The organism is Microcoleus sp. PH2017_08_TRC_O_A, from assembly GCF_020738665.1.
GTDB lineage: Bacteria > Cyanobacteriota > Cyanobacteriia > Cyanobacteriales > Microcoleaceae > Microcoleus.
On sequence record NZ_JAEQCE010000041.1, the window covers coordinates 17174 to 40067 of the forward strand.

Genomic DNA, 22894 nt, shown 5'->3' on the forward strand with positions numbered 1-22894 from the left:
TGGGAATTGGGAATTGGGAATTGGTAATTGACTGCTGTCAACTGTCAACTGTCAACTGTCAACTGTTTAAATACCTTCACAACCGCTATTTAAATGAAACATAATCGATGACGATAGAGTTGACCACAAAGGAGTATCAATCTCAGCTTCTCGCAAAGCTTCAGCCGTCCAGTCATTGCAAGTTCTCAAAATAGAGTAACTGCCTTTTGCTTCATAAAAACTGTCAGTGTTGTAGTAGCCGTAGCTGATTTTTATTTTATTACCTGCTGCGTCTAATTGGAATGTATTTTTAAGGAAATTTACCAGCCTCCGATAATTTTTCCCACTAATTTTAACACATTTGGTTTCTATATCTTGAGGAAAAACTCGATAACCTTGAACGTGGAGGGTAGACGGAGTAGGGAGAAATAGAGCATTGAAAGCTATAACTGGGTTGATGGTTGCTGAGGTGGGACTTTCCAGCATAAAAGCTCGATCTCCCCAGCCAAAAGACAAATATTTATAATCATAATTTGCATCCCGTCCTATTTGTGTAATTGGTAAATATTGATTCCAGTCAAAGTATTGATTTTTAACTGGAACGATGATTTCGGTGTGGATGCCTTGGTTAGAAACTTGTACGCTAACTGTGCAATTTTTTTGCGAGGAGTCTCCCCACTTTCGGGGAGTCAGGTAGCCGATTGCAGCAAGGATAGCAATCAGACATAAATTAAGAATACAAATGCGGTAAATTAATTTAGTGTTAAACATTATATCTATTTTCAAGGTTCGTAGTGAGGACTTTAGTCCTTAATAATCTTAAGAAGAAGGACTGAAGTCCTCACTACGAACGAAGAAGAAGAAGGACTGAAGTCCTCACTACGAACGAAGAAGAAGAAGGACTGAAGTCCTCACTACGAACGGTTTTAAACAGGCGGGCGTTGCATCTTTGTGGGAAAGAATTCTTGCAGGGCAGAATTTCGCTGTTCGGGAGTTTCGCTGGCCCAATTTGACAAGCTTTCATAGAAAAAGAAGGAAACCCCTGCAAAATTTCTCTTTCGGACTGCTTGCACTTGCTCTTGAATTTGTGACAGCGGAATAGAACTGTTTTTCAAACCTGTTAAAATACCGATCGCAGTTGGAATGTGCTTTTTGGCGAGTTTGACTTCTTCCCGTTCCAGTTCGGCATTAAAACGCTTGATATCGCTGCGATACACCTGTACTATAAGTTCTTCGATGTAACCGCGTCTTTCCCAGGTAAACCAGTCCTGCAAGTGGGCGGGTAAAGCAAAGTGCAAGGGATTGGGAGATAAACTAATAATACATTTTTGTTTGCGGGATTTGATGGCGCGGGAAATTTGCCCCATGAAGTCGTTGATTTTGTCGGCGCGCCAGCGGATCCAGAAGGTTTCGCGGGCGTCATTGGAGGGAGGACTTTTGATTTGTTTTTCATACATTAACACTGTTTGCGGCTCGTAGCCAAACTCTACGGGCAAACCGAAATGGTCGTCAAATTGAATGCCATCTAGATCGTAATTATCGACGATTTCTAAGATTAAATCTAAGATAAATTTCTGAACTTCCGGATGAAAAGGATTCAGCCAAACTCGATCGTGCGTGCCTTCTTTCCAAATAGTTGAACCGTCGCGTCGCGTCGCCAGCCAGTCAGGGTGAAGTCTGGCTAATTCCGATTCGGCGGGAGCCATGAAACCAAACTCAAACCACGGGATTACTGCTATACTTTTTTTGTGGGATTGTGCTATAATTTCTTTGAGAATGTCTCGGTCTTGCAATCCTGGTGATGGGTCGATCGACTTTCCGAATACTCGTTTGGCTACAGCGCTGGGATAAAGCGTATAGCCTCCTTGCCAAACCGTAGGATAAATGGTGTTAAAGTTGAGTTTGTCCAGTCGATTTACAGCGTCAATGATGTTGTTGCGGGAGAAAATAACGTCGCTGTCAATATTAGTCAGCCAGATGCCGCGCAATTCGGTGGTTGGGGTTTTGGGTGCAGTTTGAGCTTCCATTCGGGGGGAGAAAATTGCGGCGGAGGTAAGGGCGATCGCAAAAACAACTATTAAAGCCAGTATCCGCCGCCATTTGTGCAGTTTAATCATCAATTTTTCGCAAACACCACAATCTAATATCATACTGTAACGTTCGCACTGCAAACCTGACTTTCTTGAACCCGCGGAGGCGGGTTTTGTCTGTCTAGTCGCGGTTTCAACCGCCGAGTCTTTCTTCAACCCGCCTCCTCGGGTTTTGTCTGTCTAGTCGCGGTTTCAACCGCCGAGTGGCAATTTCATCACTTGGCGGTAGTGCGATTCAATCTCGCCCACCATCGGCGATTGGCGCTTGCTACTCCACTCGCTGCGATCGAATAATTGCCGCCTCAAACCATCAACATCAATGGTTTTAACCTTACCTTCAGCGACAATTTGTTTGCCGTTTACCCAAACGCTATCTACCGTATTTGTCGGGCGTCCCAAAATTAGCAAACCAATCGGATCGGTGCGCGGCAACAATGATAAACTGGTTAAATCGTACAGCACCAAATCCGCTTTTTTGCCGACAGTTAGCGAACCAATTTCATCGCCGAGATTCAAGCCTTTTGCTCCCCCCAGCGATGCCATTTCTACAGACTGGCGCGGTGTAATCCAGTGGCGGTAATCCAAATCCGTAATATTGTGCAGAATTGAACCCATTTTAATCGCTTCCAGCAAATCTTGAGAGTCGTTGCTAGCGGCGCCGTCGCAGCCAAAAGATACGTTTACTCCAGCTTGGCGGTATTTTAAAATCGGTGCAATCCCGCTTCCTAAGCGCAGGTTGCTGAGGGGATTGTGTACAACAGTCGATTGAGTTTCTGCCATAATTGCAATGTCGGCATCGTCCAGCCACACGCAGTGCGCTAAGGAAGTGCGCGGACTTAAATAACCGATTTGTTGCAAATGTTCGACAGCGCTACAGCCGTATTTTTCGCGAGCTAACTGTTTTTGAGCGGGCGTTTCTAAGAGGTGGGCGTGCAGGCAAAGATTGTAGCGATCGCCCAAATCGATGCAGCCTTCAAACAAAGCATCAGAACACAGTTGAATTCCCGTCGGTGCCAGCAATATATTAACACCTTTTTCTGGATAGTGAAACTGTTTGATAGCTGCTTCCATGAGTTCCAAAGTTGCATTTGTCGAGCGAATGTAAGCCGCGTGCTCGATGCCACTCTCGCCCGCAGGCATTCCCGCTGTCAGGGATTCATCTTGAATTAACGGCCCGATAAAAGCGCGGATGCCGATTTCTTGATAAGCGCGAACTGCCGCAGCAATTGTCTCTAATTCTTGCCCCGGAATCAAAACTAAATGATCGACTACGCTTGTGCCGCCCGAGAGCAATGTTTCTACCGCAGTTCCCAAGGCACTCAAGTAAACTTGTTCCGGATCGAGAGGCGTGAAATCGTACAGTTCGCCAATCCACAACTCCAGCGGTAAAGGCGGAATAATCCCGCGCTGCCACATTTCAGAAGAGTGCGTGTGCGCGTTGACAAAACCGGGAAGCAGCAGCTTATTTTTGCCATCGATTGCTGTTTCTGTAGGAGCTAAATTGGGCGCGATCGCACTTATGCAATTATTCGCCACTTGCACGTCTGCGGTTTCATAACCACTCTCAACCGGAATCAAAGCATTTTGAATAGTGAAGCTCACAGATTTACCCTTTTTGTGGATTTACATCTATTTCTATTTTATGATTGCTTGGCGCTAACATTTGCAAGATTTGCGCTCGCCCTTAAAGTTAATAAATTATAAAATTTATCAAAAGAGTTGCATCGGATACTTAATTGTAACAAAAATTTAAGATATGACAAGTTATCAACAATCAAATAGTTATAAAATTGAAATTATTTCTGAGACATAATCAATATGAATCCCGATCTTCTTCGCACCTTGGGCGTTGCGCCGAATGCTTGGAAAGTTGATGCTAAAATTGCCGACATCACCCGATCGCCGATCGCGCCTCAACCTGTTACCCTAGAAACAGAAACGAAAACCCTGCGATTGGACTTAGCAAAAGCAGCGATGCTAGTGATAGATATGCAAAACGATTTCTGTCACCCCGACGGTTGGCTATCACACATCGGCGTCGATGTAACCCCTGCGCGCACTCCAATTAATCCTTTGCAAAATTTGCTGCCAAAATTGCGATCGCACGCAGTACCCATTATTTGGATAAACTGGGGAAACCGCCCCGATTTGCTCAATATTAGCGCAGCTTCGCGCCACGTTTACAATCCCACGGGCGAGGGCGTAGGTTTGGGAGATCCGCTACCCAAAAACGGCGCATCTGTTTTGATGGCAGGGAGTTGGGCGGCCGCCGTTGTTGATGAATTAGAACAGAAACCAGAGGATATTTGCATTGATAAATATCGCATGAGTGCCTTTTGGGATACTCCTTTAGATAGTATCCTACGGAACCTGGGAAGAACTACACTTTTTTTTGGCGGAGTCAACGCCGATCAATGTGTCATGGCTACCCTACAAGATGCTTGTTTTCTAAACTACGACTGCATTTTAGTCAAAGATTGTACAGCTACCACATCTCCAGAGTATTGCTGGCAGGCTACTCTTTATAACGTTAAACAATGTTTTGGGTTTTTGTCTGATTCTCAGGCTATGTTAGAAGCAATTAAATAACTAGGGAATTAGTCATTAGTCATTAGTCATTAGTTATTAGTCATTGGTCATTGGTCATTGGTCATTAGTCATTGGTCATTAGCAATAAACTGGGGAGGTTGAGCCACGGACTAATGACTCTGAATGCTCACTAATGACAGCAGAAACATAGGGTGCATCTCATTTTGGCAAGGGCGAAGCATTTCGGCACATAATTTATGAGTGAGAATCAGAGATTTACTGCCGAAATGCTTCGCCCCTACGAGTATATTTGCATTCATTGAGATGCACCCGAAACATATAGCAACTGTCCGAGACGGTTAGGAAGTTCTTAATTGCTAAAATCCTGGGTTCTGCTTCCCTCTTCTCTCTTCCCTCTTCCTTCTTCCTTCAGCTATAACAACTCACAACTAAGAATAAAAAAATGACAAACCAGTGCATGATTCCGGTGATGAAATCGCCTCAAGACTACCAAGCATTTCGCATCAGCCCGGGGGATACTAATAGATTAGCCATAGTTTTCGATCCGGCAACCGCGAATGCCTCATTAACTGTTTGCATCGAGATTTTCGATCCGGGCGGAAAAACTCCTCCCAACCGCCATCAATTTGCGGTAGAAATGTTTTTTGTACTCAAAGGAAGAGGGCAAGCGACTTGCGACGGCAAAACAGTTAGTATTAAACCGGGTGATAGTTTGTTAGTGCCTCCAACTGGCACTCACGTCATTGAAAATACGGGCAGCGAACGTCTTTACACTTTGTGCATTATGGTGCCAAACGAGGATTTTGTGGAACTAATTCGCAGCGGTACACCAGTCGAACTCGATGAGGAAGATATGAGGGTTCTCGGGCGATCGGATGTACTCGTGCCGTGCTAGGTTTGTAGTGAGGACTTCAGTCCGCAAAATAAACAGCTAAACGCGCTAAGTTAGATCGTTCGGACTTCAGTATACCTCTTGCAGAAATAGGTAGGAACGGGCAAGATGCCAGTTTCACAATTCAATGCGCCTGAGTTTGAGTGCCGCTTGTTTTCCAGCTTATGACGTGAATCCGGGAACTTGTGCGCCTCCGGGTGCAGCGCGGTTAATTGATGCTAAAATTATGACGCTGACAGTAAGTTGTGGCGGGAGTTGTCCTTCTCAGATTTTACTGCCAATTGGCGATCGCACTTAAAATCCATCAAACTATGAGCGTTATCTTTCACATCACCCGCAGCCAACAGTGGGAAGAAGCAAAACAAGTGCAATCCTATCGCGGAGATACGTTAGATACAGAAGGATTTATCCACTGTTCGACTCTGCCGCAAGTTTTGAAATCTGCCAATAAATTTTTTGTAGGACAAACAGGATTGCTGCTGCTGTGGATTGACTCGGAAAAAATAGAATCTGAACTTAAGTATGAATTTGCCGCCGGTGAGGATTACCCGCACATTTACGGGCCGCTAAATGTGGATGCTGTGTTGCAAGTTTTTGAGTTTGAACCCGGTGCCGATGGCAAGTTTGAATTGCCGGCAGAGTTAACAGCAACTATCAACGAACAAGCTTAGTATCCTGTGAAGATACTTCAACAAACATCACTTATTAGTCAAGGTGTTTGATGATATTACTTTGGTGGTTATCGAGCACATGAATGAAGAGATAGCATCTAAGGATCGCGAATTAAATAATTTACACATATTTGTGGGATGGGCGTCCCGCCCGTCCTTTCGTGACGGGCGGGACGCCCATCCCACAAGAACAATAAAAATTGTAAGTTATTTAATTCTCATTCCTAAGTATTGCCGATAAATCTTCTAATCTGCAAATTATTAAGCTATTAAAACAGCATGGTGCTAAAATTTGACCGAGGATATTTTTTCAATATGATGCTATTCAAATTATTGCCGATCGCCCTGCTATTATTAAGCTCTGCCATCAGTGGCGGTGCACTAGCACAATCGGCGAAACCCAGCAGACAGATCATCGGGCCGGCGATTGATTGCGATCGCGACGGACAACAGGACGACATCCGCATGGATGATGATGGTGATGGTATACCCGATCGCTGTTTGCTAAATCAAATTAAGCCTGTCATGAATCGGGAAAATTACGATCTAGAATTGAAACAACTTCAGGCTCAACCCTGTCAAAAAGCCACAAAAACCGTCAAAAATATTAGCTACATCATGTGTTCTACCAATGGCGGTAAAACCATTGTCAGTGCATCGGAAGCCCTGGTGGAAGTGGGAGATGGAGTGGGATTTTGGCTAAAAGGCGATCGGGTAAGGGCGATCGTCTTTTTTGGTACGGGTGAAGTTGTTTTCTTCAACCGTGGAGTTTTGGAAGCACAAATGTCGGATAAACGGGAAGTTACAACTGTTTTTACTGCTGATGAACGGCAGCAGTTTGAGAGGCTAGAAAAGAACGGAGTGCAGAAAATTTTGCAAGTATTTAGCAGGTAGATCGGGTTTTTAATAGGGAGAGAGTTTTATGTTTAATGAGGTTGATTTACTTGTTTCTTCCTTTTGCCAGATGACAACCCTTAACTCATCAAACGACAATTTATAATATTTCGATTCATAGTATATGCCGCAATACTTCGGAAAACTCCAAACTACCGAACAGCCTTGGTCAATTATCGGATCAGTACAATCTCTAAGTAAGACCGATTCCCTACGGGATAGCTGCGCTTCACGCACAATTCACTTCAACTGTACCAATTCCTCTCTCAAAATCAGCATCCTCGCGGCGAATTTAATCCGAGTACGAATGTCACCGACAGGTGAATTTAAAGATCGATCGCACTCCGTAACTCTCCCCGACGAAGAATGGCAAATTGTACCTTTTGAAGTGCGAGAAACAGCGGAAAAAATCGAAATTGAAACAGCACAAATAACAATTTCTGTCAAGCGCGATCGCCCTGCCATCGAATGCTTTGACAAATCAGGAAAACCCTTTGCTAGCGACTGCGATCGCCCGATGGGATGGCGCACAGGTGCAACCGCCGCCTGGAAGCGCATCGAAACAGACGAACACTTCTACGGTTTCGGCCAACGCACCGGCTTCCTCGACAAACTCTCCGAAGTCAAGACAAACTGGACAATTGACGCCCTCGACTACAATTCCGTCACCGATGAAATGTACCAGGCGATCGCATTTTACATCGCCCTGAATCCCGATCGCGCTTACGGCATCTTTTTCAACACCACATTTTGGAGTCAATTCGACATCGGCGCGGAAACACCAGGGGTTTTGCGGATGGAAACCAGAGACACGGAACTCGACTACTACATCATTTACGGCCCGGAACCCGCCCAAATTCTCGCCACCTACACGCAGTTGACCGGCCGGATGCCGATTCCGCCAAAATGGGCGCTGGGATACCACCAGTGCCGCTGGAGCTACGAATCCGAGGACGTTGTGCGGGAGTTGGCGCGGGAATTTCGCGATCGCAGCATTCCCTGCGATGTCATCCACCTCGACATCGACTATATGCGCGGCTACCGCGTTTTTACTTGGAGCCCGAAGCGCTTCCCCGATCCGGCGAAACTGATCGCAGATTTGAAAGCAGCGGGCTTTAAAGTGGTGACGATTGTCGATCCCGGTGTCAAGTACGAACCGGAAGCAGATTATCCAATATTCGATCGCGGTGTGGAAAACGACTATTTCGTCCGCACCGCCGACGGAAAGCTTTTCCACGGTTACGTTTGGCCCGACAAAGCCGTGTTTCCCGACTTCATGCGCCCCGACGTGCGCCAGTGGTGGGGGGAATTGCACAAAAGCCTGACAGATATGGGCGTTGCGGGGATTTGGAACGACATGAACGAACCTGCGATCGCCGATCGACCTTTTGGCGATGGTGGCGAACACATTTGGTTTCCGCTGGATGCACCGCAGGGCCCGGAATTCGATCGCACAACTCACGCCGAAACCCACAATTTGTACGGGTTGATGATGGCGAAAGCTTGTGCGGAAGGGTTGCAAAAAGTCCGAGGGGGCGATCGATCTTTTGTGTTGACGCGATCGGGATTTGCGGGGGTGCAGCGCTACTCCTCCGTGTGGATGGGCGACAATCAATCGCAGTGGGAACACTTAGAAATGTCGCTACCAATGCTTTGCAACATGGGGCTTTCCGGCGTCGCGTTTGTCGGTTGCGACATCGGCGGCTTTGCGGGGAATGCAACCGCTGAATTGTTCGCGCGGTGGATGCAGGTGGGGATGCTGTATCCGTTGATGCGCGGTCATTCGGCGATGACGACGGCGCAGCACGAACCGTGGGTTTTTGGCGATCGCACCGAGCAGATTTGCCGCGAATACATCAATTTACGCTATCAGTTATTGCCGTACATTTACACGCTTTTTTGGGAAGCTGCGATCGCGGGAACGCCGATTTTACGACCGTTACTTTATCACTTCCCGCGCGATCGTACAACTTATCACCTTTACGATCAAGTATTGCTCGGCCCATCGCTGATGGCTGCACCCGTTTACCGACAGGGAGTTGAGCATCGCGCCGTGTATTTGCCGGAGGGGACTTGGTACGATTGGTGGACGGGCGAATGCTATCAGGGCCCGACGCACATTTTGGCTGATGCACCTGTGGAGAGAATGCCGTTGTACGCGCGCGGTGGGGGGATAATTGCGTTAGCGAAGCCCTCGAAGAGGATCGCCCCTGTGAGACAATTTGTTGAGGAAAGGGCGATCGATTCATTGAAAATGCGAATTTGGCCCGGAACTGGTGAATGGACGCTTTATGAGGACGATGGACACAGTTTTGAGTACGAACAAGCTGTCTGGGCTACGACTAATTACAAGGTGTATTTGGAAGGGCGAAAAATGATAGTTGAAATTGCGGCGCGGGAGGGGGAATTTGCGATTTCGGAGCGCGAAATTACTGTCGAAGTTGTGGGGATTGGGGAACAGCAATTTACAGATGATGGCACGGTGCGGCGTTTGATATTTTAACTAATACGAGTGGGAAGTCCCGCACTCTATCCGTTTACAGGATGAGTGACGGGATGAAAACGAGCAGCAAAGAAATTGAGCGATAGCGAATCCATGATAGGATCGAACTAACCGGAGATGACAAGAGTAGCCGTGGTGGGCGAACTTTCCGTTGTATAAAGGCTAGACACCACCTATCAGTTTCTGACTGGTAGCCCCAATATCCCGCTAAGCCATAAAAGAGCTGATGGATGGGTGAAAAAATCAACAATTCTACTCCTTGGGACACAGGGAGTCTGCCGGAAAAGATAAGTAATTATCTTGCTAGTAAGTACCACATAAAATAAAGGTGAGTAAAACCTACGGAGGGAGGATAAGACCAGCTTAGAGATGGCTCGCGTCGAGGCTCTCCCGTTGAAAGAGGAAGCCTGCACTCTATTTGTTTACAAAATGAGTGCCGGGTATGTCACGCAAGGTTCTCAACCATATCCGCAGGGACACAGCACTGCTGTGTCCTCCTGTCTCAACCATATCCGTAGGGACACAGCACTGCTGTATCCTCGTATTGCGATCGAGTTGGCCTGTCCTGGCAATCTTATTATACTAAACAGACTTTTGCTATAATAAGATTCCGCGACCGCCGTCTTATTTCACTGGAATAACATAAGATAACAAGACCTCAACCTTTGTCCCTCCGTCACCCAATGATGCGATCTGGTCGATACGTCCAACAAACTGAAGGATACAGCGCCTTCATTCCAGCGCCCCTCCCTCCCGAACCGCCCATTAAAATGGACGCAGAGCTTCATCGCTTGCTCTCCAATGCCGATCGGGCTTTAGGAAGACTAGACGGTGCTACCTCTATTTTGCCCAACCCTGACCTATTCGTAGCGATGTACGTCCGTCAGGAAGCCGTTCTTAGTTCGCAAATTGAAGGAACGCAAAGCACCCTAGAGGACGTACTTCAATATGAAATTGATGTCAAAGGTCAAGAACGCTTTAAAGATGTGCAGGAGGTTGTTAACTACGTTAACGCCATGAACTACGGTTTAAAGCGGCTTCAAGAATTTCCACTTTGTCTGCGCTTGCTGCGAGAAATTCATACAGAATTACTCAAAGACGTGCGAGGAAGCGATCGCACACCGGGAGAATTTCGGAAAAGTCAAAATTGGATTGGCCCTCAAGGTTGTAACCTGGGTACTGCGGCCTATGTACCTCCAACAGTTGCAGAAATGCACCAATCTCTCGACAACCTAGAGAGATTTTTGCACGATACCAATTCTTTACCTGTACTGATTCATTGCGGATTAGCTCACGCTCAATTTGAAACAATACACCCATTTTTAGATGGAAATGGACGGATTGGACGATTGCTAATTACTTTTCTGCTTTGTCAGCAAGGAATCCTACAAAAGCCTTTACTATACCTCAGTCATTATCTAAAATTTCACCGAATAGAATATTACGATCGCCTGATGGCAATTCGCACTCATGGTGATTGGGAAGGATGGTTAAAGTTTTTTCTTCAAGGTATTTTTGAAGTCAGCCAGTCAGCAACAACTACAGCCCGTTCTATTCTGGAAATGCGCGAAAAACACCGCGAAATAATCGGTCAGCAAATTTCCAGTAGCAGTTATGGTTTGCGCTTGCTAGATATACTTTTCCAGCACCCAATCGTCAATATTCGTTTAGTAGAAAACGAATTGCAATGTAGTTACGCAACAGCTAGAAAAATAGTCGATAAATTTGTAGAAATTGCTTTGCTTGATGAAGTCACAGGTTGGCAACGCAACAGACTTTATCGTTACAAACCCTATCTGGATCTTTTTGAAAGCAGCTACTCACTAATCAATCCTGACAATTCTGATTCTCACTAAAACGCTAGTAAAAATTAACTCTATGATTAAGTATTTCTTGATTAGGTTAAAATAATGATTATCTCCCATATAGTTCTGCAAAATTGGCGCAATTTTCAGTCAGTGAATGTTGAGTTGCGCGATCGCGTTTTTCTGGTAGGCCCGAATGCCTGTGGTAAGTCAAACTTTCTCGATTCATTGCGCTTTTTGCGGGATCTGGCCAAAGCAGGAGGCGGATTGCAGAAAGCCGTGAGCGATCGAGGCGGCGTATCAAAAATTCGCAGTCTTTATGCACGTCGATATCCAAATGTAGAAATAGGAATTCAGCTTTCAGAATCTAATGATGAACAGCCCTTGTGGACGTATGCGCTGGGAATTAAACAGAGAAAAGGTGGAAAAAATGAGCCGATAGTTGCCTATGAACGAGTTTGGAAAGGCGATCAACAAATTGTTGATCGCCCTACTCAAGACGATAACAACGATGAGCTACGTCTTACCCAGACTTATTTAGAGCAAATTAATGCCAATGCAGAATTTAGAGAAATTCCTAAATTTTTAGAGTCAATTTTATATTTACATTTAATTCCTCAGTTAGTTCGCCATCCCGAAGCTTTTGCTACTCCTGGACTTTCCGAAGATCCTTTTGGGAGAACTTTTTTAGAACGAGTTGCTAAAACTCCCGAAAAAACCCGAAGATCGCGATTAAAAAAAATTGAAGATGCTTTAAAGCTGGCTGTCCCACAATTGAAAAACCTCACAGATACCAAAGATGTGATGGGAGTTCCCCATTTGGAAGCTGTTTACGAACATTGGCGGCCCGGAGCAGGAAAACAACGGGAAGACCAATTTTCTGACGGAACGTTACGGTTAATTGGTTTACTTTGGTCACTGCTAGAATCCGATTCATTATTGTTACTAGAAGAACCCGAACTTTCCTTAAATTCGGCTATTGTTAGCAATCTACCCTCTCTGATTTATCGCCTTCAGCGTCCGAGAAAGCGACAGGTTATTCTTAGTACCCATAGTGCTGATTTGCTCTCAGACAAAGGCATTGGCGGCGAAGAGGTGCTGCTAATGACACCGACTCCTGAAGGAACTCAGGTAAAACTTGCTTCCAGTAACGAACAAATAACAATGCTATTAGAAGGAGGTTTAAGTATAGCTGATGCTGCACTTCCTCTCACAGCACCGCCTGCGATCGAACAACTCAGTTTATTCAAATGACGGATATTCCCATCAATTTAGTGTTTGAGGATGTACTGAGTGAAGCAGTTCTTAAAGAAATGCTTAAACAGTCTCAACGTCGATTTTCAGTGGGAAATTGCTTGAACCAGAGAGGATATGGCAAAATCAAAAAGATTCTTCCTGGATTAAATCATGCGGCGAAGGGAATGCCATACTTAGTATTAACTGATTTGGATAATGCAGACTGTCCGCTAGTAATTCTTTCCGAGTGGCTAACTCAACCAAAACATCCTAATCTGCTGTTTCGGATTGCGGTTAAAGAAGTGGAAGCGTGGTTACTTGCACATCGGGAGGGATTTGCCGAATTTCTGGGTATTTCAGTAGACTTAATTCCTGGCGATGTGGATCGAATTTCCGATCCCAAACAGCTTTTAATCACTCTGGCTAAAAAGTCAAGGAAGCGAAATCTGCGGGAGGGGATTGTCCCCGATCGTAATAGTACCGCAAAAATTGGTAAAGACTATAACGGTCAACTCATCCAGTTTGTCAATCAAAGTTGGCAGGTTGCATCAGCACAGACTAATTCCCCCAGTTTACAACGAGCTATGAATGCACTCATAAGTTTTCAACCAACCTGGGAAACGTGAGGAGAAAAAAAGAGAAATTATGCGCTCGCCAACGACAATTAATCAACTCATCATCTATAATATAACGGGAGGGGATGAGTAGACCCGACACCTACCCACAAACTATGCAACCCATCCAAATCACCACATTCCAAGCTTTGCGGCGCAGCCTAAGCCTGATAATCAAAGCCGCACCGATCGAACTCCGCAATTTAATCATACTCAACATCATCCGCGGTGCCGCCCCATCTGGCGTGCTTGTTTTAGATAAACTAATCATTGATGAAGTATCTCGGTTGCTGTTGCAAACCCAAACAGCACAGCCCTTAGCTTTGATCCTTTCCCACCCAATCTTGCTGTGGAGTATTGTCGGAGTCTTAACTCTCAAGTTAGTCAGCGATTCAATCGAAACCATGAGTTCTTTTGCAGCAACATCTTTGCGCGATCGCGTGCAAGGTGGAGTTGAAGGACAAGTTCTCGAAAAAGTCGCCAATTTCGACGATATCGCCCTGTTTGAAAACCCCGAACTATTAAATATCTTAGAACTTGCCAAAACCGGAGTTAAACAAGTACAGCAACTAGCATTCACCATCAGCATGACAATCACGGGAATTTGTATCTTCATTCCCTCGATCGGCCTGGCTGCATCAATAGCTTGGTGGGTTCCTGTGGTGATGGTGGTGTCATCACTTCCCTCAATTCACATTGAAAGAAAATATCTCAAACTTATCTGGAGAGTTCAAAAAAAGCAAGCTAAAATCACTCGCGAGATGAACTTATCCGCTACGGTATTGACAGGGGAAGAATATGCTAAAGAATTGCGTTTGTTTGGGTTGCAGGAACTTTGGCTCAAACGCTGGAATGGTCAGTATTTGCAGTTTTTTAGCGAGATGCAGCAAGTGCGAAAAAAAGGAGCGATTGTTGTACTTTTGTGGTCGATATTTAGTAGAATAGGTGTAGCCTTGCCATTTGTTTATGTGGTCATGGGAGCTTTGGGAGGGCGCTACACTTTGGGAGATTTGGCGCTGTATTCTGGTTTGATTGTTCAAGTAGAAACCAGTTTGCAATTGCTGATTGGGAATTACACTAATTTGTACGATATTTCCCTCGGCGTCAGTCCGATTTTTCAACTTTTGGATCTCAAACCCGAGTTGCAGTCTCCGCTGGTGAATGTGGCATCTCGCTTGCCTAGTTTAGAAGATTACGGGCAAGATGCCCGTGCCACAAATCAAGTATCAGATCACGGGCAAGATGCCCGTGCCACAAAAGATAAAATTGGTATCGAGATTAAGGATTTATCTTTTTGCTATCCCGGTAGCACTAAAAGCACGATCGCAAATATCGACTTAACCATTAATCCGGGTGAAATGCTAGTGCTTGTCGGGGAAAATGGCGCGGGTAAGACGACTCTTGGCAAACTCCTCGGTCGCCTGTACGACCCGACAAGTGGTACGATCGCCTGGAATGGCAAAGATTTGCGATCGTACCCTCTAGCATACGTGCGATCGCGCATCGCCGTTGTCATGCAAGATTACGCCCGTTTCCCCTCCACAGTGCGCGAAAACGTCGGTTTTGGCGACTTGCTTTCACTGTCGGATGACACCGCAATTAACGAAGCTATTTCCGAAGCAGGAATTAGCGCAAAAGTCAATAGTCTTTCCGCAGGTTTAGAGACACCGTTGGGGAAACAATTAGAAGACGGCATAGACTTATCGGGGGGACAGTGGCAAAGAATTGCGATCGCCCGGGCGTTAATGCGGCTTTCTACAGCCGAAGTGCTAATTTTTGACGAACCAACCGCCGCCCTCGACCCCAAGACAGAACACGAAATTTACAGCATCTTCCGCCAAATCGCCGCCGGGAAAACAACAATAGTCATCAGCCACAGATTGGGTTTAGCAAAAATAGCCGATCGCATCGCCGTGATGGAAAATGGTAAAATAGTCGAAATCGGAACTCACGACGAATTGATAGAATTGGGCGAAATATACCATTCAATGTTTACCCGTCAAGCTAGCAGCTATATTTAGATATTGGTTATTGGTTGCTTGTTATTAGTTATTGGTTATTTTGTATATCAAATCGGGTGACATCCGAATTATGTAGTGCTGTCCCCGCTCGCTATTGGGGTAGCGAGCGGGGACAGCACTGACTATTCCGATGCAACCAGAAACGATATTATTGTTATTTTTTGCCTGCTACGAATAACCAATAACCAATAACTAATCACCAACTGTCAACTGCCAACTGCCAACTGCCAACTGCCAACTGACTATCTCCCAGTCAGCGTATCCGCATAAGGATCGGGCAAAGCTTGCTGCACCTCCAACACCGACAAAGAATCTCCACTTACAGGTTGGCTAATTGACTTTTTTTTTAGCCCATCCCCCCGCATATCGCGCTCTTGCAACTTCACCAATTCCTCCTGATAAACAGCAACAATTCGCCCCAAACTGATCACCAAATCATCCCAATTCTCATCTCCCACCAACTTCTCAGAAATCCCCTCAAACAACTCTCCAGCCTGCCGTTTTTGCACGTAAGCCTTCAACAGCTTTCCCGACTTTTGCAAAACCGCCTGATAAATCTCTCCATCCGACCACCACAGCCCCTGTTGACTCAGCAGCCAAGTCAAAATATACTCCCGAGCGTGTTGCTCCTTCACCCAGGCTGCCAGATACTGCAAATCTTCCATAATTACAACAGTCTCCTAAATTTTCCTCAAAATGTCCGCTTATCTGTATCTATCGTTACTGCGATCGAATTAATATCCGTCTCATTATCCCTCACCGCTCTCTTTAATATCGCTAATATCGCTTAAATCTTAAAAAAACCCTAGTGATTCACCAAACATCAATTTTTTGAATATAAAAATACACTTAAACTGACATCTTGCATCATGCTCGCTTAACAGGCTTTCCGGCCTGTTCCACAAAGAGTAAATTCCCTCTCAGGTCTAAAGACTCTGAGTTTCCCACTTACCGAGTATTTTTATGGCAAAGCAAAATTTTGGTTTAATCGGTCTAGCAGTTATGGGCGAAAACCTAGCCCTCAACGTCGAAAGCAGAGGCTTCTCCGTAGCGGTATACAACCGCACAGCAGCCAAAACCGACGAATTCATGGCAAAACGGGCCCAGGGCAAAAACATTGTAGCCACCAAGACTCTGGCGGAATTCGTCGAAGCTCTAGAACGTCCTCGAAGAATCTTAGTCATGGTACAAGCTGGCAAAGCCGTAGATGCGGTAATTGACCAGCTCAAACCCATGCTAGACCCCAATGACATGATTATTGACGGCGGCAACTCCCTCTACGATGACACCGAACGTCGCACCAAAGATTTAGAAGCTGCCGGACTGGGATTTGTCGGCATGGGCATTAGCGGCGGCGAAGAAGGCGCACTGAATGGCGCTAGCATGATGCCCGGTGGCACGCTGGCAGCCTACAAGGAATTAGAGCCAATTCTCGTCAAAATAGCGGCTCAAGTAGATGACGGCCCCTGCGTCACATTCATCGGCCCTGGCGGTGCCGGTCACTATGTGAAAATGGTGCACAACGGTATTGAGTACGGGGATATGCAGCTCATTGCTGAAGCCTACGATTTGCTAAAAAACGTCGGTGGACTCAGCGGCCAGGAGTTGCAGGAAGTTTTTGCCGAATGGAATACAACTGACGAACTCAACTCGTTTTTGATTGAAATTACGGCTAATATTTTCAAATACATTGACCCGGAAACTAAGCAACCCTTAGTTGAGGTAATTATGGATGCTGCCGGTCAAAAAGGTACTGGTCGCTGGACTGTAATGAGTGCTTTGGAATTGGGCGTGAGCATTCCCACAATTATCGCTGCTGTGAATGCCAGAATCATGTCTTCTTACAAAGCAGAGCGCGTCAAAGCTTCGGAACAACTGACGGGGCCTACCACCAAGTACGAAGGCGATCCTAAAGAGTTTGTGAACAAAGTTCGGGATGCTCTTTACTGCTCGAAAATTTGCTCCTACGCCCAAGGTATGGCGCTGTTGAGCGCGGCCTCAAAGTCGTATAATTATGACTTGAGTTTGAGCGAAATTTCCCGCATTTGGAAGGGCGGCTGTATCATTCGGGCTGGATTTTTGGACAAGATTAAAAAAGCTTTCAAGGACGATCCCGCACTGCCGAATTTGCTGTTAGCGCCAGAGTTTAAACAGAGCATTCTCGATCGCCAATCAGCTTGGCGCGAAGTGTTATCTACCGCTAGCCTGCTGGGTATCGCTGTACCGGCCTTCAGCGCGTCCCTGGACTATTTCGACAGCTATCGGCGCGATCGACTCCCGCAAAACCTGACGCAAGCTCAGCGCGATTATTTCGGGGCTCACACCTACGAGCGCACTGACAAGCCGCGTGGCGAGTTCTTCCACTCTGAGTGGACTCAGGCTGCGAAAGAGTCGCTGCAAACTGGTACTGCTGATTAATTAGTTTTTGTAGGGTGCGTTTCGGCGCACCTTACTAATTAATCTGGGGTTGCAAATTGTTTTGACGTTTGTTTTTGAGATAGCTTTTAATATATTCGTCGTTAAAGAGCGATCGGGCGATCGTGAGTGCTTTTTGTCTTTCTGCGTCTGTCATGTAATCATCGCCTTTTAAACCTGATGGCGGGTGTCGGGGATCGCCGCCTGCATCCAGGAATCGCTGACGGACGTTAGCGAAGCCCTCGAAGAGGATCGCCATTAATTCTCCCAATCTCCGGTCTTGTTCTCGAATGATATCATGCGATTTCGTCATAGTCTTCAACCTCGTCTATACGAACAACTCGCCACTTTGTATTATAAACTATAGATATCTCTTTAAAGTAAGTGTAATTTTATGAAACCTTTTCTAGTAAGAGCCGCTGCCATTATCGGTGATATTGCAGCATTGGTATTTGATACAATTAAAGAAGAAGAATCAAAAAAACTTTTATCAGACAGCGGTATTCTCGAAGTGGATGCAATGACTGGCAAAGAGTTTGAAAAATTTCTAGCTGTCCATTTTAGAAACTGTGGTTATAGCGTCACTTTAACTCAAGACAGTCAAGATTATGGAGCAGATTTGATTTTGTACAAAGACGGATCGAAAACAGTAGTTCAAGCAAAAAGAAGCAAAAATCCAGTTGGGATTAAAGCAGTTCAAGAAGTAGCAGGAGCCGTCAGACATTACAACGGAAATAAAGGCAGAGTCATCACCAACAACAGATTTACAGAAAATGCTTGCAAACTTGCCAAATCTAACGACGTAGAGTTATGGGATAGAAAAAAACTCATCGAATTCATCCTGACAGCTAAGAATTATCAATAAATCATGATAGAAATTTCCAACACAGTATTTATTGCCGATCGCGAAATTGAGATTAGCGCCATTCGCTCCCAAGGCGCGGGCGGACAAAATGTAAATAAGGTGGCGAGTGCTATTCACCTGCGCTTTGATATCCCAGCTTCTTCATTACCCGATCGCTACAAAGAGCGTTTATTGCAACTCAACGATGGGCGAATCACCTCCGAAGGTGTGATTATCATCAAAGCACAGGAGCACCGCAGCCAGGAACAAAACCGCGAGGAGGCTTTGAGGCGGCTGCAAGAATTGATCAAAAGTGCGATCGTCATCCCGAAAAGGCGCAAACCCAGCAAAGCGACTCGTAGTTCCCAGCGCAAGCGTCTTGACAGCAAAACCAAGCGGGGGCAGATTAAGGCTCTGAGAGGGAAAATTACCGATTGAGGGATCAAAGGGCTCCCAGGTACAGGTACGTTGTTGCGCTTCAGCGCTCTTTCCGATATCCCAAAAAGAGCGCTGAAGCGCAACAACGTACCTAAGAATTAACCCCTGCGCGTTATTTGTCCGATCGCCCTCGCGATCTACTGGATAAGTCATCGGGAATTTTAGTTACGTCTAATCCTAAAAGCTCAAACATAGTTTTTAGAGAAACTTGGTATAGGTTAGCCAGTGCAGCCACGTTTTCAACAGTTGGCATAGACTTTCCTGATTCCCAGTCAGCTTGCATCCGCTCAGAAACGCCGATATGTTGTTTGACTTGAGGGCGGGTTAGCCCAGCTTGTTCTCTGAGAAGCCTTAATGGAGACTTTTCCTTTTCTTGCGAATTTTCTTCCCTAATACATGAAGCTTGTTTCACTGATTCTGGCTTCTTGACCTCCGTCGAAAGATGAAGTACACTTAATGCTTGTAGGTCATCGGGAATTTTGGCTACGTCTAATCCCATACATCTAGCAAGTGTTTTTAGAGGTACGCCTAGCTCCCGCGCCAGAGCAATGACGCGATCGAAGCGAGGAATGGCTTCTCCTCGTTCCCAATCACCAATAATGCGAATTCCTACCCCCATTCGACGACTAAGTTCGGGTTGGGTCAAATTTGCACTTTCTCTCAGGTTTTTCAAGGTTATCGTTTCTCGGTCTTCAGCTTCCATTAACTATAGCAATTAATTGCTAGCAAAATAGTGCTTGACAAAGTTGGTATCTGGCACTAAACTGCTAGTAGATAGGCAAAACAAAGGCGGCCTGGCAAGCCTCCTTCGATCAAAATGCAGGTTTGAATAACCGCCTCACTTGTAGTGTCTATCAATTATGCACCTGCATAACCCTTAGTATTTTTGGGGCTTGAGTGCATACCTCAAGCTCCTTTCCCTGAACTCCGAGGAGGTGATGCGATGTCAATCGTCGATCGACCTACAACACAGCCCAACTCAAAATTGTACCAAAGATTCCGACCATGACTTCCCTGTGCTTGTTAGTTGTCCGATCGTGAGGGCGATTTTACCAAAGGGATATCGTCAGGAATGTTGGAGATATCGATGCGTAGCAATCTAGCGACGGTTTTGGGCGAAAGCTTTAACTCCCTGCATAGGGCGAAAAAATTATCCGCCCGTGGCATTTTCCGACAATTAACCCAGGAATTCACTGTATTTAGAGAAACTCCTAGGTTTCGGGCTAGTTGTTCCTGCGTAGCTTCAGCCAATTGGATAGCTTCTTGAATAGTTTCTGGTTTGAGATAGTCTATATCTTGATTCATTTAAACTAAAGTTATACAACTTTAGTTGACAAATTAGAATTATCCAACTAAAGTTGTAAGTGACGGACATGGCAGAAGGTGGTCGGCGAGCCTTCAAGTTCAAAACGTGCAGGTTTTAATAACCGCCTTGCTTGTGCTGTCTATCAATTGTGCTGGCATACAAGAGCCTATTTTTGGGGTTTGAGTGCATACTTTAAGCCCCTTTCTCTGAACTCCGAGGAGGTGGTGCCATGTAAAAGGTCGATCGACCTTACAACACAGCCCAACTCAAAATTGTACCAAAAATCCCGACCAAAACTTCGCTCTGTTGGTTAGCTGTCCCTCGGCGGCACGTAATCATCAACAAGTCCTGACACATCTAGCCCGATCGAGTGACAGAACTGTTTCAAGCTAATATTTAGGGCTGTACAAATGGCTATTGCAGTATCAACTCTGGGTTTTTGTTTTCTTTTTTCTATGGAATACAAAGTATCTTCAGAGACTTTCCCCGTCAGTTGCAGGCTAAGCTCACGGCGACTAAAGCCCCTGTATTCTCTAATTTCCGCAAGGCTCATTTCGTATAAATCCCGTACTTCTTGATTCATTATGCAGAATGTTTCGTAGTTTACCCTTGACAAAGACAGGAAGCCTGACTAAACTACGAATAAAGGCATAGCAAGCAGCCGGCAAGCCTGAAAGCACAACCCAACTCAAAATTGTATCTGTTGGTTTAATTTAATTGCTAATTCGGCCCAAAGCTCTCTGGAAGTTCATCTATTTTTTCTATTTTTAGTTCTCGGCAAATAGCTTTCAACTGAAAGAGAGAAAATTTTGGTTCTGTGGCTCCAGATATCCATCTATGATATGTGGCCCGCGGAATCCCGCATCTAAAAGCAAACTCATCTTGTGATAAGTCTGTTTTGTTGATTCTTAGGGCTTCCAATGGTGAATTGCCCTCCTGTCTTCGTTCTTTTCTTGATGACATTGTAACATAAAATCTCAAATTGAGATGTCATACTTGACAAAATTAAATCGACATCTCATAATGAGACAAAAGCGACATAACACAAGTCGGTCGGTCAGGCCGAACAGTCCAAACGTCCAAGTTTGAATAGCCGCCTTGAGGTGATGCGATGTAAAAGGTCGATCGACCTTACAACACAGCCCAACTCAAAATTGTACCAAAAATCCCGACCAAAAATTCCACTTTGCGATCGCCCAACTTCCGTGCTATCGTTCCCTTTCTCGACCCCTTCCCGATCATGACCACATCTACCGACAACTTCTACCTAGGCGATATCGCCTCCAACTTTCACTTCGCAGGCCCGCTGCTAGACTTTGAAGAAGAAATCCAGAATCAATCGCCCTTTCACGATTTAGAGTATCTGACAGGCGAAATAAAAAGAGGATTCCTCGACTACGTGCGACAAGGGATCATGCTGGACGCGATCCGAAAACTGCGCTTGTACAAAGACAAGTTCAAAACTTTCAAAATTTACTGCGAACAAGCCTTAGGCAGACAGTATTTTTATTGCACGCAAATTATCAAATCTGCGGCAATTTGCCTGCGCTTAATAAAAGCCGGATTTGAGATTTTGCCTAGCTGCGTCGCTCAAGTTGTCCCCTTGTTCAAACACGCAGTCACAGATCAATACGGCGACTGTGCTTTACAGGAAAAGTGGCAAGAAGTTGTGGATGTCATCCCCAAAGAAAGGATTACAGCAATAACGATAGCCGAAACAGTTGACAACAATCCCAACCTCAGGTTAAAACAAATTCGGATTAAAACCGACACCTACGCCCTGTTGACCAAAAAAGCAGCCGCTGCGGGAATGTCAATTTCGGAATTTTTGGGGCGGCTGGTTGACGAATACAACCCCAGAATTGTAGAGCAGCCGGCGGAACACACTCCCGAACAAGAGGAGATTTTAGACCAATTGGACGCGGAGTTTAAGAAGCCCGCAGCGGAACAGATTTCAAATTCTGCTCCAGCCAAAGTTAAATCTAAAGGTTTTGGAGTAAAAAATGAGCCAAAAGGTGGTAAAAGGGAGGTGAAGGCGAAAAGTTCGGAAGGTAAAGTAAAAGCGAAAAGCTCTCCAAGTGAAAATAAGCTGAAAAATAAGCAAACAGAAATTCCAGTCGAGAAACTATCCAATTTATTTCAGGAACAAAATAATGAAGTCATCTGCCCAAAACCCAATCATGCGTCAACTGAAGCTGATGGAGGCTCAATTGACCCAGATTCAGTGCCAACTGATTAAAGCCACTGTGTTGAATTGGTGGCAAATCGTTTTGCCTGACGGACAGAAGATTGCGATCGAGCACGCGGGCGGCGGACACTGGATTTTTCGGGCTAACGGCCTTGAAAAATCGCATCCTGAAGTGCGGCTAGCGGTGTTAAGGGCGATCGCCGAAGGCTGTCGTCGATAAGCTACGATTAAGGACACGGCGCTGTGTCGTGTCCCTACTGGGTTATGGGAGTTGTCATGATTTGCGGATGTTGGGGCGATACCTTCGGTCTGCTTCGCTTACGACATTAGTATCGAGATTGGTTAAAAGTGCTATCCACCAATCACCGGACATAACAGGACAACCAGTACCTAAAGGTGAAGAGATAGCCAGCCTCAGTTACAACTACGTTTTGAGGGTGATGACACC

Annotated in this window: 24 protein-coding genes; 15 read left to right on the forward strand and 9 right to left on the reverse strand. The window is 45.6% G+C overall.

Going from position 1 to position 22894, the window contains the following annotated elements; genetic code table 11:
- Positions 1-66 precede the first annotated feature (66 nt).
- The 3 genes from JGK22_RS16200 to JGK22_RS16210 all read right to left on the reverse strand — a co-directional run bounded on the left by JGK22_RS16200 (position 67) and on the right by JGK22_RS16210 (position 3671).
- Entirely contained in the window at positions 67-750 is a 684-nt protein-coding gene (locus tag JGK22_RS16200) for a TIGR02117 family protein (RefSeq protein WP_293313199.1), read from the reverse strand.
- Between the two features lie 155 nt (positions 751-905).
- Positions 906-2096: a glycoside hydrolase family 10 protein gene (locus JGK22_RS16205; RefSeq protein WP_293176904.1), complete on the reverse strand. Its 1191-nt coding sequence runs from the start codon at positions 2094-2096 to the stop codon at positions 906-908.
- Between the two features lie 165 nt (positions 2097-2261).
- Positions 2262-3671, reverse strand: a complete 1410-nt coding sequence (locus JGK22_RS16210; protein ID WP_293313201.1) for an amidohydrolase — start codon at positions 3669-3671, stop codon at positions 2262-2264.
- 216 nt (positions 3672-3887) lie between these two features.
- Between JGK22_RS16210 and JGK22_RS16215 the strand changes: the two genes are divergently transcribed.
- The 10 genes from JGK22_RS16215 to JGK22_RS16260 all read left to right on the forward strand — a co-directional run bounded on the left by JGK22_RS16215 (position 3888) and on the right by JGK22_RS16260 (position 15255).
- Positions 3888-4658 (forward strand): isochorismatase family cysteine hydrolase, encoded by a 771-nt coding sequence (locus JGK22_RS16215; RefSeq protein ID WP_293218827.1) that lies wholly within the window; start codon positions 3888-3890, stop codon positions 4656-4658.
- A gap of 403 nt (positions 4659-5061) precedes the next feature.
- Complete coding sequence (locus JGK22_RS16220; protein ID WP_293146325.1) at positions 5062-5514, forward strand: cupin domain-containing protein; 453 nt, start codon at positions 5062-5064, stop codon at positions 5512-5514.
- Between the two features lie 124 nt (positions 5515-5638).
- Positions 5639-5809, forward strand: a complete 171-nt coding sequence (locus JGK22_RS16225) for a hypothetical protein (RefSeq protein ID WP_366025916.1) — start codon at positions 5639-5641, stop codon at positions 5807-5809.
- 13 nt (positions 5810-5822) lie between these two features.
- The gene (locus JGK22_RS16230; protein WP_293176898.1) at positions 5823-6182 is read left to right on the forward strand and encodes a DUF952 domain-containing protein; all 360 of its coding nucleotides are present in this window, start codon (positions 5823-5825) and stop codon (positions 6180-6182) included.
- Between the two features lie 315 nt (positions 6183-6497).
- The gene (locus JGK22_RS16235; RefSeq protein ID WP_293281205.1) at positions 6498-7076 is read left to right on the forward strand and encodes a hypothetical protein; all 579 of its coding nucleotides are present in this window, start codon (positions 6498-6500) and stop codon (positions 7074-7076) included.
- A gap of 124 nt (positions 7077-7200) precedes the next feature.
- Positions 7201-9579 carry a glycoside hydrolase family 31 protein gene (locus JGK22_RS16240; RefSeq protein WP_293313203.1) on the forward strand — a complete coding sequence of 793 codons (2379 nt, stop codon included), beginning with the start codon at positions 7201-7203 and terminating at the stop codon, positions 9577-9579.
- A gap of 683 nt (positions 9580-10262) precedes the next feature.
- Positions 10263-11435, forward strand: a complete 1173-nt coding sequence (locus JGK22_RS16245; RefSeq protein WP_293205520.1) for a Fic family protein — start codon at positions 10263-10265, stop codon at positions 11433-11435.
- A gap of 54 nt (positions 11436-11489) precedes the next feature.
- Entirely contained in the window at positions 11490-12638 is a 1149-nt protein-coding gene (locus JGK22_RS16250; RefSeq protein ID WP_293176890.1) for an ATP-binding protein, read from the forward strand.
- On the forward strand, positions 12635-13246 hold the full coding sequence (locus JGK22_RS16255; RefSeq protein ID WP_293192079.1) for a hypothetical protein: 612 nt from the start codon (positions 12635-12637) through the stop codon (positions 13244-13246). Before JGK22_RS16250 ends, JGK22_RS16255 begins: the two co-directional genes overlap by 4 nt.
- 74 nt (positions 13247-13320) lie before the next feature.
- Complete coding sequence (locus tag JGK22_RS16260; protein ID WP_293176886.1) at positions 13321-15255, forward strand: ABC transporter ATP-binding protein; 1935 nt, start codon at positions 13321-13323, stop codon at positions 15253-15255.
- A 242-nt stretch (positions 15256-15497) separates the two neighbouring features.
- Here the strand turns inward: JGK22_RS16260 and JGK22_RS16265 are convergent, their stop codons facing one another.
- Positions 15498-15920, reverse strand: a complete 423-nt coding sequence (locus tag JGK22_RS16265) for a hypothetical protein (protein ID WP_293176884.1) — start codon at positions 15918-15920, stop codon at positions 15498-15500.
- A gap of 298 nt (positions 15921-16218) precedes the next feature.
- Between JGK22_RS16265 and gnd the strand changes: the two genes are divergently transcribed.
- Positions 16219-17673, forward strand: coding sequence for a decarboxylating NADP(+)-dependent phosphogluconate dehydrogenase (gnd, locus tag JGK22_RS16270; RefSeq protein ID WP_293176882.1), 1455 nt, complete (start codon positions 16219-16221; stop codon positions 17671-17673).
- 34 nt (positions 17674-17707) lie between these two features.
- Here the strand turns inward: gnd and JGK22_RS16275 are convergent, their stop codons facing one another.
- Positions 17708-17983, reverse strand: coding sequence for a hypothetical protein (locus JGK22_RS16275; protein WP_293210957.1), 276 nt, complete (start codon positions 17981-17983; stop codon positions 17708-17710).
- Between the two features lie 81 nt (positions 17984-18064).
- Here JGK22_RS16275 and JGK22_RS16280 point away from each other — a divergent pair, with 81 nt between their 5' ends.
- Positions 18065-18535 carry a restriction endonuclease gene (locus tag JGK22_RS16280; protein ID WP_293176878.1) on the forward strand — a complete coding sequence of 157 codons (471 nt, stop codon included), beginning with the start codon at positions 18065-18067 and terminating at the stop codon, positions 18533-18535.
- Between the two features lie 3 nt (positions 18536-18538).
- Positions 18539-18952: an alternative ribosome rescue aminoacyl-tRNA hydrolase ArfB gene (arfB, locus tag JGK22_RS16285; protein WP_293176876.1), complete on the forward strand. Its 414-nt coding sequence runs from the start codon at positions 18539-18541 to the stop codon at positions 18950-18952.
- Positions 18953-19064: 112 nt separating this feature from the next.
- Here arfB and JGK22_RS16290 read toward each other — a convergent pair whose 3' ends face one another.
- The 4 genes from JGK22_RS16290 to JGK22_RS16305 all read right to left on the reverse strand — a co-directional run bounded on the left by JGK22_RS16290 (position 19065) and on the right by JGK22_RS16305 (position 21221).
- Positions 19065-19655, reverse strand: a complete 591-nt coding sequence (locus JGK22_RS16290) for a helix-turn-helix transcriptional regulator (protein WP_293176874.1) — start codon at positions 19653-19655, stop codon at positions 19065-19067.
- Between the two features lie 320 nt (positions 19656-19975).
- Positions 19976-20257 (reverse strand): helix-turn-helix transcriptional regulator, encoded by a 282-nt coding sequence (locus JGK22_RS16295; protein ID WP_293176872.1) that lies wholly within the window; start codon positions 20255-20257, stop codon positions 19976-19978.
- A 311-nt stretch (positions 20258-20568) separates the two neighbouring features.
- Positions 20569-20841, reverse strand: a complete 273-nt coding sequence (locus JGK22_RS16300; protein ID WP_293176870.1) for a helix-turn-helix transcriptional regulator — start codon at positions 20839-20841, stop codon at positions 20569-20571.
- A gap of 137 nt (positions 20842-20978) precedes the next feature.
- On the reverse strand, positions 20979-21221 hold the full coding sequence (locus JGK22_RS16305; protein ID WP_293176868.1) for a helix-turn-helix transcriptional regulator: 243 nt from the start codon (positions 21219-21221) through the stop codon (positions 20979-20981).
- 277 nt (positions 21222-21498) lie between these two features.
- On the opposite strand from JGK22_RS16305, the gene JGK22_RS16310 reads away from it, so the two are divergent.
- Together JGK22_RS16310 and JGK22_RS16315 are read left to right on the forward strand one after the other, a co-directional pair.
- On the forward strand, positions 21499-22497 hold the full coding sequence (locus JGK22_RS16310; RefSeq protein ID WP_293176864.1) for a hypothetical protein: 999 nt from the start codon (positions 21499-21501) through the stop codon (positions 22495-22497).
- The gene (locus JGK22_RS16315; protein ID WP_293176862.1) at positions 22469-22666 is read left to right on the forward strand and encodes a hypothetical protein; all 198 of its coding nucleotides are present in this window, start codon (positions 22469-22471) and stop codon (positions 22664-22666) included. Before JGK22_RS16310 ends, JGK22_RS16315 begins: the two co-directional genes overlap by 29 nt.
- Positions 22667-22894: the final 228 nt, after the last annotated feature.